At 44.3% G+C, this 11,823-nt stretch carries 11 protein-coding genes; 1 reads left to right on the forward strand and 10 read right to left on the reverse strand.

The window, feature by feature from the left end:
- The first annotated feature begins 387 nt into the window (after window positions 1-387).
- Entirely contained in the window at window positions 388-1,179 is a 792-nt protein-coding gene (gene lgt / locus M3200_RS04795) for a prolipoprotein diacylglyceryl transferase (RefSeq protein ID WP_022382410.1), read from the forward strand.
- Window positions 1,180-1,241: 62 nt separating this feature from the next.
- Here the strand turns inward: lgt and ychF are convergent, their stop codons facing one another.
- From ychF to gatC, 10 genes are all read right to left on the reverse strand, one after another.
- Window positions 1,242-2,348 (reverse strand): redox-regulated ATPase YchF, encoded by a 1,107-nt coding sequence (ychF, locus tag M3200_RS04800; RefSeq protein ID WP_022382411.1) that lies wholly within the window; start codon window positions 2,346-2,348, stop codon window positions 1,242-1,244.
- Window positions 2,349-2,408: 60 nt separating this feature from the next.
- On the reverse strand, window positions 2,409-3,644 hold the full coding sequence (locus tag M3200_RS04805; RefSeq protein WP_022382412.1) for an LL-diaminopimelate aminotransferase: 1,236 nt from the start codon (window positions 3,642-3,644) through the stop codon (window positions 2,409-2,411).
- A gap of 137 nt (window positions 3,645-3,781) precedes the next feature.
- Window positions 3,782-4,336, reverse strand: coding sequence for a signal peptidase I (gene lepB / locus M3200_RS04810; protein WP_022382413.1), 555 nt, complete (start codon window positions 4,334-4,336; stop codon window positions 3,782-3,784).
- A 247-nt stretch (window positions 4,337-4,583) separates the two neighbouring features.
- On the reverse strand, window positions 4,584-5,549 hold the full coding sequence (gene glpX, locus M3200_RS04815; RefSeq protein ID WP_022382414.1) for a class II fructose-bisphosphatase: 966 nt from the start codon (window positions 5,547-5,549) through the stop codon (window positions 4,584-4,586).
- A 189-nt stretch (window positions 5,550-5,738) separates the two neighbouring features.
- On the reverse strand, window positions 5,739-7,364 hold the full coding sequence (locus M3200_RS04820; protein WP_022382415.1) for an FAD-dependent oxidoreductase: 1,626 nt from the start codon (window positions 7,362-7,364) through the stop codon (window positions 5,739-5,741).
- Window positions 7,365-7,379: 15 nt separating this feature from the next.
- On the reverse strand, window positions 7,380-7,943 hold the full coding sequence (gene ahpC / locus M3200_RS04825) for an alkyl hydroperoxide reductase subunit C (RefSeq protein WP_022382416.1): 564 nt from the start codon (window positions 7,941-7,943) through the stop codon (window positions 7,380-7,382).
- Window positions 7,944-8,148: 205 nt separating this feature from the next.
- Entirely contained in the window at window positions 8,149-8,415 is a 267-nt protein-coding gene (locus tag M3200_RS04830) for a hypothetical protein (protein ID WP_162297571.1), read from the reverse strand.
- 50 nt (window positions 8,416-8,465) lie between these two features.
- Window positions 8,466-9,911: an Asp-tRNA(Asn)/Glu-tRNA(Gln) amidotransferase subunit GatB gene (gatB, locus tag M3200_RS04835; RefSeq protein ID WP_022382418.1), complete on the reverse strand. Its 1,446-nt coding sequence runs from the start codon at window positions 9,909-9,911 to the stop codon at window positions 8,466-8,468.
- On the reverse strand, window positions 9,908-11,365 hold the full coding sequence (gene gatA, locus M3200_RS04840; RefSeq protein ID WP_022382419.1) for an Asp-tRNA(Asn)/Glu-tRNA(Gln) amidotransferase subunit GatA: 1,458 nt from the start codon (window positions 11,363-11,365) through the stop codon (window positions 9,908-9,910). Before gatA ends, gatB begins: the two co-directional genes overlap by 4 nt.
- Window positions 11,366-11,380: 15 nt before the next feature.
- On the reverse strand, window positions 11,381-11,665 hold the full coding sequence (gene gatC / locus M3200_RS04845; protein WP_022382420.1) for an Asp-tRNA(Asn)/Glu-tRNA(Gln) amidotransferase subunit GatC: 285 nt from the start codon (window positions 11,663-11,665) through the stop codon (window positions 11,381-11,383).
- Window positions 11,666-11,823: the final 158 nt, after the last annotated feature.

The following is an 11,823-nucleotide window of genomic DNA, read 5'->3' on the forward strand; positions in this document are numbered from 1 at the left end:
AGTTTTAGTGTTCAATTTCATTCTACAATTTACGTATTTTTATTTTCTGCGAAAAAGATGAATATGTTATTAATGAATTCTATTTTTTCTCTCATATTCATCATACCATAGCTTTAATCAAATTCAAGTTTTAATCGTTAAGAAACACATCGTCAGTTAAAAATTTAAAGAAATCTTAAAGAATAATTGGACAGATGCCCTCATTTGATTAATATCTCTGCCTGACTCATTAAGTGTTATATTTCAAAAGCGGGATAATCATCCAGCCGCTGTTCATTATCAGTCATTCATTAAAGAATCACGGTTTATATTTATGGAATGAACATAGTATAATATTTCTATAGTCCATCAAAGCAATTTCAAAATAGATTAAGAAGGAGCATATTCATGCATCAATATTTAACTTTCATCGGGGGATTCCCCATACGGTTTTATGGCATTTTCTTTTCACTCGCCATCATCTTTGGCTGCATCATGGCTTATTTCTTATTGAAAAAGAGCAGAACCGGATGGGAGGAGTGCATTTTTGATTTAGGCCTGACCATCGCTTTCTTCGGCATTATAGGAGGCAGGCTCTGGGATGTATTCTTCTTTGACTGGGATTACTATCATGATCATCTGACGGAAATTCCTTATGTCTGGCAGGGCGGCATGGCTATACAAGGCGGTGTCATTTTCGCCTGCGTTGCTGCGTACTTTTTCTTAAAGAAGAAAAATATACCGATCCTTCCATTTGCAGATATAGTTACGCCTGCCATCATCCTTGGCCAGTCGGTTGGCAGGATCGCCAATTTTATGAACGGGGACGCATTCGGCCATCCCACGGGGCTTGGATACGGAATCCTGTACCCGGCGACCACTCTGGCGTACAAGACGTATGGCCCTCAGCCCCTTTGGCCGGCTGAAGTATGGGAATGTCAGGGAGACCTGATCATTTTCTGCCTTTTGATCTGGTACTCCTGCTTCAAGCACCCCAAAGGCACGACGTTCTGCCTTTATATTATGCTTTATTCCCTCCTGCGATTCTTTCTTGAATTTTTCCGCGGAGATTACGGAACCTATGCATTGGATCTCAAGAGTGCGCAAATCACTGCTCTTATCGGATTCGTCATTGCAGCAGCCTTTTTCATTTACTTCTATTTCAAAAACAGTATCTTTGAAGAACCTAAGGCCGATTGATTATATAAAAAACAGCTCTGCGTCAGTCATGCAACGCAGAGCTGTTTTTTTATGCCTGAATGTCAGACATTGAATCTGAAATAAGCGACATCCCCATCCTGGATGATATAATCTTTTCCTTCTACCCTGAGCAGTCCTTTTTCACGGACATTCGCATACGAGCCGTACCGCATTAAATCATTATAAGAAACGATTTCTGCTCTGATAAAGCCTCGTTCAATGTCACTATGAATCTTTCCTGCAGCCTTAGGAGCTTTCGTTCCTGCTCTTACTGTCCAGGCACGGCATTCATCGGGTCCGACGGTAAAGAAGTTGATAAGGCCCAGCATGGAATAGGCAGCGCGGATCAAGTGGTTGACACCTGGTTCATCTTCGCCCAAATCGGCCAGGAACATCTTGGCTTCTTCCGGATCGAGTTCTGAAACTTCTTCTTCGATCTCAGCCGAAATAGGAATCCACTTAGCGCCTTCCTTCTCGGCTTCCTCTGAAGCTTTCTTGACATACTCATTCTTCATAGGATCGGCAATATCATCTTCTGAAATGTTCAGGACATAAAGCACCGGCTTCAATGTGATTAAATTCAGTTCCCTGATGACAGCAAGATCATCTTCAGAAAGATCGAGCGTTCTTGCAGGAATGCCTTCCTGCAGTGTATCAAATACTTTATTCAGGACAGGAAGTTCAGCTTTTGCTTCCTTGATCCCCGCCTGAGCAAGTTTTGCTACTTTCGTTTTCTTCTTTTCGACGCTTTCAAGATCTGCCAGGCAGAGTTCTGTATTGATAATACCCATATCACGCACAGGATCCACAGTACCTTCGACATGTGTGATATCCCCGCTTTCAAAGCAGCGTACGACATGAGCGACCGCATCGGTTTCCCTGATGTGGCTGAGGAACTGGTTTCCAAGGCCTTCACCTTTAGATGCCCCTGCGACGAGCCCTGCAATATCGACAAAACGGGTAAAAGCAGGTGTAATCTTTTTAGGATTGAACATTTTTGCCAGATCGTAAATACGATGATCTGGTACTTCTACTATACCTACGTTTGGTTCAATCGTACAGAACGGGAAGTTTGCAGCTTCTGCTCCGGCTTTCGTGATCGCATTAAATAATGTACTCTTGCCGACATTAGGCAAGCCGACAATGCCAATTTGAAGATTTGTACTCATTTTCAACCCACTTTCAAACAAACTAAAATACTTTCCCAATCCACCCGGGCAAAATCATTTTTATAATTCTTTCAGGGCTTTCTTCATTCTTTCAGCTGCTGCTTTTGTAAGTTCCGGAGTATTGAAAGCTGTCAGTCTGATAAAGCCTTCACCGCACAGGCCGAATCCGGATCCCGGAGAACAGATCACCTGTGCCTTATCAAGCAGAAAATCGAAAAATTCCCAGCTTGTCATTTCTTCCGGAACAGCTGCCCAGATATACGGGCTGTTGATACCGCCATATGCATTGAGACCGGATTCTTCACAGGCATCCATGATGATCTTTGCATTTTCGCGATAAACAGCAAGTGCAGCCTGAATCTGCTTTTTACCCTCTTCCGTATAGGATGCTTCTGCCCCGCGCTGAACAATATAGGAACAACCTTTGAACTTTGCACGCTGATGGCATTTCCACAGTTCATTGGCTGAAACCTTGTCATCTTTCTTTGTTTCAAGCATCAATTCCTTCGGAACGACACAGTAACCGCAGCGAAGACCTGTGAGTCCTGCCGTTTCGGAATAAGAGCGGAATTCAATCGCAACGTCCTTAGCTCCTTCGATTTCATAAATGCTGTGCGGAATATTTGGCTCAGTAATAAAGGCCTCATAAGCAGCATCAAAGAAAATGACAGCTCCAGTCTGCTTTGCGTATTTCACCCACATCGTAAGATTGCTCTTGTTCAAAGCGGTTCCTGTCGGGTTATTCGGCGAGCATAAGTAAATGATCATCGGATCATGCTGCGGAAGATTTGCCTTAAAATCACATTCTTCATAGCAGGGAAGATATTCAAGCTTCGAGTATGCGCCGTTGATGAATTTCCCGCCGCGGCCGGCCAGGACATTGCTGTCAACATAGGGAGAATATACAGGGTCTGTTATTGCAGCGATATCACTTTCAGCAAAAATTTCCTGCATATTCCCAATGTCATATTTTTCACCATCGCTGACAAAAATTTCATCTGGTGAAATATCGCAGCCTCTGGACTGGAAATCATTTTTTGCAATAGCTTCGCGCAGGAAAAGATATCCCTGCTCCGGGCCGCAGCCGGGGAACGTCCCGCCGCGGGACATCTCGTCTACAGCCTTTTTCATGGCTTCAGCAGCAGATGGAGCAAGCGGCTGTGTTCCATCCTCAATATCCAGCGAAATAATATCTGCATCAGGATGAGATTCCTTGTATGCATTCTGTTTTTCATTGATTTCATCAAAAAGACAAGCGCTCTGCAAGTTTAAATATTTTTCATTGCAATGTGCCATAACAAACTTCCCTTCTTATTATCCTTAGAATCTTCCATCTGTACAACTTATCATTGAAACCGCCCGATGATTGCAATCATCTTATCACAGGGAATTTCATGAATCAAAAACGCATGGAGGCAGTATGCCTGACCGGGTTACAGCTGCAGGCATACCTTGCCAAGGACATGATCGATCGGAACCGGCCCGATGAAACGGCTGTCAGAGCTGTGGTTCCTGTTGTCCCCCATGACGAATACATCGCCTTCAGGAACAGTATAAGATCCGTCCATAGAAAATTCCATTGGTTCATTGATATATGGTTCATCCAGCTTTTCACCATTTCTATATACGTGTCCGTCATGGAATTCCAGCTTGTCTCCCGGTTTTCCGATAACGCGTTTGACCCAGATATTATGACCCTGAGTACTATGCTCGAAAATGGCAATGTAATTATCAAGCGGTTCTGTGAGATCATCCATCCAGGATCTTTCCCTGTGGGTCCGGCTGTCTATGATGACGATATCCCCGTAATTCGGAGTTTCTCTAAGTACGTGGCTGATTTTTGAAACAATGAGATACTCTCCGTTTGTCAAAGTCGGATACATGGACGACCCTGATACCTTTGTCGGTACGAAGAGAAAAATATGAATCAGCATTGCCAGGAACAATGCCACTACGATTGAGTAGATCCAGTCTAAAATTTCATGCATATATGTTGAAACCCCTTTTCATTTCCATAGTAAGCGATCTGCTTAAATACCCTTTTAGTAAATCGTATCTTTTATTTTACAACATAAAGCAATCTTATGCCATTAAATAAAAGATAAAGAAGGAAATCAGTCTGATCAGAAGATTTCAATCTGCAGAAAAGGGCGCTCTACGTAAAACAGGAAAGCGGCTTTCATGGCTGCTTTCCTGTTTAGCTTAATCTATTAAATTAATAAATCCGGATGATTATTACCACAGGCGGACTGCCGGTTTCTTATCACCGAAACGATGGATGGTATCAACGAAACGAACAGTTCCGGTCTTATAACGGAGAACGAGGGTACTTGTTCTTGCACCATCTCCGAAATATCTTACACCTTTCAGGAGTGCGCAGTCTGTAATGGCAGTTTCAGAGAAAATGCAGTCATCGCCCTTTACCAGATCATCCAGGGTCAGCACCTTGTTCGGATCATCGATTCCCATTTTCTTCATTCTTGTCAGTTCTTCTTCTGTATGCGGCAGAAGTTTTGCCTGCATGTCGCCGCCGAGGCATTTAAGTCCTACAGCTGCAAGAACGCCTTCCGGTGCTCCGCCGGAGCCCAGTACCATATGAATGCCGCTTCCCTGAATACCGCAGTCTACAGAAGGAACTACATCACCATCTGTGATCAAACGGATTCTTGCGCCTGCTTCTCTGGCTTCTCCGATAATGCTTTCATGACGTTCCCTGTCAAGAATAACAACTGTCAGGTCAGAAATCTCTCTGTTCATTGCATCAGCAACGTTCTTCAGATTTTCTGTTACGGAAGCATTGATGTCGATACGGCCTTTTGCTCTTGGTCCGACGCAGATTTTCTGCATATACATATCCGGAGCATGAAGCAGACATCCTTTAGGAGCAATAGCCAGTACTGCAATGGCTCCATCCTGTCCTTTGGCAACCAGATTCGTTCCTTCTACCGGATCGACAGCAATATCAACTTCTTCTCCGCCTGCACCTACATGTTCCCCGATATAAAGCATCGGGGCTTCATCAATTTCGCCTTCCCCGATAACAACAGTACCGGAAACCGGTGTCTTTGCGAACTGTTCATGCATTCCGTCGACAGCAGCCTGGTCAGCCCCTTCCTTGTCGCCGGTTCCCATCAGCCGTCCGCTCTTCAATGCAGCTTGTTCGGTAATCCTTACGAATTCCATTGAAAGTTGTCTGTTCATTTCATGCCTCCAAAACAGTATACATAATATTAATATTTAAACTTATTGTATCATATTTTGGCTAAAAGTGTAGTATATATTTCAATTTATATCAGGAAGCTGATCAATTGAAGCTAAAAGGGTAGATACTAAATTAAAAAGCAGCCTGACGAATATACGTCAGACTGCCTTCAATTGCAAGATTCCATCTTAAGCGTGGAGTATATCAAGAAGTTCCGTTACATTCTTCTTGCCGAAATGCACATCATCGTCATTAACGATCATGCAGGGAACACTCATGATGTTATATTTCTGCTGCATGTCAGGATAATGAGCCAGATCATAGACATCAACTGTGATGTTCTTATTTCCTGCAGCAATACGTTCGGCTGCGGCAACAAGATCCGGGCACATCGTGCAGGAGAGAGAAACTGCAATATTCAGATGCTTCTTTTCATTGATGGCTGCAACTCTTGCCTCTGCATCTTTTCCGATATCCTGTCCAGGTCCTGCGGCATTATACATGGCAAGAATGAAGGAATTGAATTCATGTCCGCCAGGAACTCCGTGGAAATGCAGGCCAAGATCTTCGCCTTCTGCATTGCAGATAGCAATCGTATGCTCCATTCCCTCAGATGCCTGAATAATCTCAAACTTAACCTTGTCCGAGATTTCAGAAAGTTCGCGAACCATCTTTTCATCTTCCTGGGACAGATGCGAATCATCTTTATAGAGTCTCAGCAGTATCGGATTCGTAAAACGGTTCAGGACAGGAGCAAGAGCCTGTCTTGTCTGATCATCAAGGAAGGCTTCCGGCTTCGCTTTTGCAACAGCGGCAGCTTCCTGCTTCTTTTCTTTCGGAGCCAGATTCTTTACATAAGTACGCTTCAGATTCAGTTTTCTGAACTGGCTTCCCAGGTATTTCTCCAGAGAAGTTGCAGCCACTGCACCGTCAGATACAGCTGTTACAACCTGTCTGAGGTTCTTGACACAGATATCACCAGCTGCGTAAACGCCGTCAACATTTGTTTTCTGGTCACGGTCGGTAATAACGTATCCCTTTTCATCGAGATCGATTTTCCCTTTGAGAAGGGCATTCTCAGGAGCATATCCTACAAATACGAATACACCATAGAAATCACTGGGATCCGCTTCATATACTGTTTCTTCTCCGGTCTGTCTGTCTTTAAGGACAACCTTGCGGATAGCACTATCGCCCTTTACTTCCTCAATCTGTGTATGGTAAAGGATCTTCGTATTCTTATTATCTTTCAGCTCTTCCACAGCTGCAGATTCTATACTGAAATCATTTCCTCTTACGACAACAATCAGATTCTTGGCATACTTTGTAAGGAACAGCCCTTCTTCGACAGCCGCATAACCGCCGCCTACAACGAAAATGGTCTTTCCTGTAAAGAATTCGCCATCGCAGGTTGCACAGTATGCCACGCCATGGCCGCGGAAATCATTTTCTCCCTTGAAACCGGCAAGACGCGGATGTGCGCCGCCGGCAAAGATGATTCCCAGTGTTTTGAAATCACCGTTGGAGGTATGAACGACTTTGTAATCATCATCTACATCCATTCCGGTCACTTCTGCATTCAGGAACTCTGCTCCGAATGCTCTTGCCTGACGAGCCATTTCAGCAGTAAGTTTTTCGCCATTCGTGGAGAATATTCCCGGATAGTTGACAACTTCTGCGGTAATTGTAATCTGCCCGCCAACTTTTTCCTTTTCTATTACAAGGACTCTGAAACGCGCTCTCGCCATATAAATAGCGGCGGAGAGCCCAGCTGGCCCCCCGCCTACTACTATGGCATCATAAAATTTTTCCATGATGCCTCCGTTTTATTATAATTTGCCGACTAAGTCAAAGGATGGTTTCAGGGTTTCTTCACCTGGATGCCATTTTGCCGGGCAAACTTCATCGCCGTGTTCGTAAACGAACTGAGCAGCTTCAACCTTGCGGAGCAGTTCATCAGCATTACGTCCGATGTTGCCTGCGCTTACTTCATAGAGTACAACTTCTCCGTCCGGGTTGATGACGAAGGTTCCTCTTTCTGCCTGGCCAGCATCTTCGATGTATACATCAAGATCCTTAGCAAGCTTGCCGGTCGGATCGCCGATCATCGGATATTCAACCTTGCCGATTCTGTCAGAAGATTCATGCCAAGCTTTGTGGACGAAATGGGTATCGCAGGAAACAGAATAGATTTCGCAGCCGATCTTCTTGAAATCAGCATATTTGTTTTCCAGGTCTTCCAGTTCGGTCGGGCATACAAATGTGAAGTCTGCCGGGTAGAAAAACAGGACGCTCCATTTGCCGAGCAGATCCTTATCGGTTACTTCGATGAAATCTTCATTCTGATAAGCCTGAAGCTTGAATTCGCTAATCTTCTTTCCATTTAAAGACATAGTACAATTCCTCCTTGATCATATAATTACTAGAATAATTCTAAATAAAATACTTTTGACGTTCTGGAAGTATTATAACATGCATATCTGATTTTTTCAATATAGATGGTTTATTTTATTTTCTAAATGTTTGAATATATTTGACGAATCCTCAAAACCGTACCCTTTTAACCTAAAAAGCTGCCCGCCGGCAGGCAGCTTTTTATCAGAATATGTACTTTTTCAGCAAATAAATAATAAGACCTAAAGCAAAGACAGCTGCGCCGCCGAGCATAAAGAACCATGCCATCACGAGAGCAATGGCAACAAAAATGACAAAGGCGGCACCAAAAAGGATTTTCTTCCATAAAGGAATCTTCTTTATATCCACAAAGTGAATACGGATTTCCGTATCCTCCTCGGGATCATCCCGTCTCCCATCTTCATTTAATGTCAGCCCATGAAAATTGTCTCTTTCCTGATCAGACATCACTTTCGGTTCTTCCTGATTAGGCTCAACATTCTCGCTTTTTCTATCATCTATCATAACTTTTTAAGTTCGTCATTCAGCAACTCATTGATTACTTTTGGATTTGCCTTGCCCTTTGTTTCTTTCATGATCTGTCCGACCAGAGCACCGACAGCTTTCTTCTTTCCGGCTTTGAAGTCTTCTACTGCCTTTGGATTATTGGCAATGACTTTTACAACCAGTTCCTTGAGTGCGCCTGTATCGCTGATCTGTACAAGGCCCTGTGCCTTGACGATTTCTTCCGGATCTGCTCCGTCTTTCCACATTTCAGCAAAAACTTTCTTGGCAATTTTTCCGGAAATGGTTCCCTTAGCAATCAGAGCCAGAAGTTTGGCGAGATTTTCCGGTGTAACCGGGGCTTTGGCAATTTCTATGCCTGCATTGGAAAGCTGGCTTGCAAATTCGCCCATGATCCAGTTTACGGAAGCCTTGGGATCTGCGCCTGCTGCGACCACCTTTTCAAAGTAATCGGAGGTATCCTTGTCGTTTGTCATATACTGGGCATCCGTAGAGGACAGGCCGAAGTTTGCGATGTAACGTTCGCGTCTTTCATCCGGAAGTTCTGGAAGAGTTTTGCGGATGTCTTCAATGTATTCTTCAGAAACTGTGAAAGGTGCAAGGTCAGGTTCCGGGAAGTAGCGGTAATCGTTCGCTTCTTCCTTGGTACGCATGCTCTTTGTGACGCCTTCCTTTTCATCCCAGGTTCTTGTTTCCTGAATGATCTTTCCGCCGTCTTCAAGAATTTCTGCCTGACGCAGCGCTTCGTATTCAATTGCCTTTTCTACGCCCTTGAAGGAATTGATATTCTTGATTTCCGTCTTGGTGCCAAGTTCTTTCTGACCGACAGGTCTGACAGAAACGTTCGCATCACAGCGAAGGCTTCCTTCTTCCATGCGGCAGTCGGAAATACCGATGTACTGCAGGATAGCGCGCATTTTTTCAAGGTATGCAACAGCTTCCTTGGCAGAACGCATATCAGGTTCAGTAACGATTTCAAGAAGCGGTGTACCTGTACGGTTATAGTCGACAAGGGAATAGTCGGAATCGGTAATGGATGTTCCATGATGAACAAGCTTGCCGGCATCTTCTTCCATATGTGCTCTTGTAATGCGGATCTGTTTCTTTTCTCCGTTTACTTCGATATCAAGATGGCCTCTTTCGCAGATTGGAAGATCGAACTGCGATGTCTGGAAGTTCTTCGGAAGATCCGGATAATAATAATTCTTGCGGTCAAACTTGCTGAAGCGGGAAATCTCGCAATTCAGGGCAAGGCCTGCACGTACTGCAAATTCCAGTACTCTTTTATTCAGGACAGGAAGTACGCCTGGAAGCCCTAAGCAAACCGGGCATACATTTGTATTTGGTTCAGCGCCGAATGATGTTTTGCAGCCGCAGAAGATTTTCGTTGTTGTCTGGAGTTCTGTATGAACCTCCAAGCCAATCACTGCTTCATATTTCATGCCTTAATCTCTCCTTTCGGTGCAATTTGGGTAAATTCAGGATGAGACTGTTCAAAAGTATATGCAGCCTGAATAATTGTTTCTTCGCCAAGCGGCTTGCCGATCAGCTGCATGCCAAGAGGCATTCCTTCATGGAATCCGACCGGGATGCTGATGGACGGAGCACCGATCAGGTTGACCGGAACCGTGCAGATATCTTCCATGTACAGGGAGAGCGGATCAGAGAATGCGCCGAACTTGAATGATGTCCCGGATGCAGAAGGAGCTGCAATCACATCACAGGACTTGTATACTTCATCAAATTCCTGTTTGAGGAGAGTGCGTACCTTCAGCGCTTTCAGATAATATGCATCATAATATCCTGCTGACAGAACATAGTTGCCAAGCATGATTCTGCGCTTTACTTCTTCGCCAAAGCCCGTGCTTCTTGTCTTGATATACATATCAATGATATCTTTGCCTTCTGCACGATATCCGAAGCCTACGCCGTCATAACGGGCAAGGTTGGAACTTGCTTCTGCAGGAGCAATGATATAGTAAACAGAAACACCGCTGTTAATATGCGGGATGGAGACATCGACAAGCTCAGCGCCTTCCTTCTCATAGAAGGCCAGTGCCTTTTTAACAGCCTCTTTGGTCTCAGGCTTAATCCCTTCGCCAAAGAATTCTCTCGGGACACCGATCTTCATTCCCTTCACGTTATTCACAAGAGCTTTCTTGTAATCTTTTTTATCCTGAGGAATGGAGGTGGAATCCTTTGCATCATACCCGGCAATCGCATTTAAAAGAATGGCAGCATCGGTTACGTCTTTCGTCAAACCGCCAATCTGATCGAGTGAAGATGCAAAAGCCAGAAGGCCATATCTGGAAACAAGCCCATAGGTAGGTTTGAGACCTACGATGCCATTGAAGGAAGCTGGCTGGCGGATGGATCCGCCCGTATCAGAACCAAGGGCCCAGACTGCTTCTGTTGCAGCTACTGCTGCAGCAGAGCCGCCGGAGGAGCCGCCAGGAACATAATCCAGATTCCATGGGTTCCTTGTCGGTCCGAAAGCGGAATTTTCTGTAGAAGAGCCCATTGCGAATTCATCCATGTTCGTCTTTCCGATAGAGATGAAATCCTGCTGCTTAAGTTTTTCAATGACAGTGGCATCATAGGGAGCAACCCAGTGTTCCAACATCCTGGATGCAGCTGTGCAGGTTTCTCCGCTGATGCAGATATTATCCTTAATGGCTCCCGGAATGCCCGCCAGATCAGAGATTTCTTCTCCTGCTGCAATCTTGGCGTCAACTTCAGCCGCTTTTTCCAGAGCTTTTGCATCGCTAAGCGAGAGATATGCATGAACATCCTTCTCGACGGAGTCACGATGCGCAATAACTTTCTTTGTTAATTCAACAGCTGATATTTCCTTATTGACCAGCTGTGCATGCAAGTCATGAATTGTGAAATTCAAAGCCGCACCTCCCGCTTAAATAATTTTTGGTACTTTAAAATATCCATCTTCACTTTCAGGCGCATTCATAAGTGCCTGTTCATTTGTGAAGGATTGATGTGGTTTATCTTCACGCATAACGTTATACTGTTCTACTGCATGTACCGTTGGCGCAACATCTGTCGTATCATACTGGCTGAGTTCTTCCATATGAGTCAGAATGCTGTTCATTGATTCACGCATTTTTTCCAGATCCTCCGGAGAAAACTCTAATCTGGAAAGAAGCGCAATCTTCTTGGCTTCCTCAATTGTGATTTTCATAGTACACTTCCTTATCCTGTATTTTAACCAGAAAAAACCTTTTTCAATTATATCACAGATACGGAAAAACCGTATAAATAAGGCTTTGATCTGTTATAGAAGAGCATTGCTGCATCCTTTTTCCCTCTTATGCATCAAGAATGCGGAAACATTCATTA

This window comes from Dialister sp. CAG:357, from assembly GCF_000435155.1.
Taxonomy (GTDB): domain Bacteria; phylum Bacillota; class Negativicutes; order Veillonellales; family Dialisteraceae; genus Dialister; species Dialister hominis.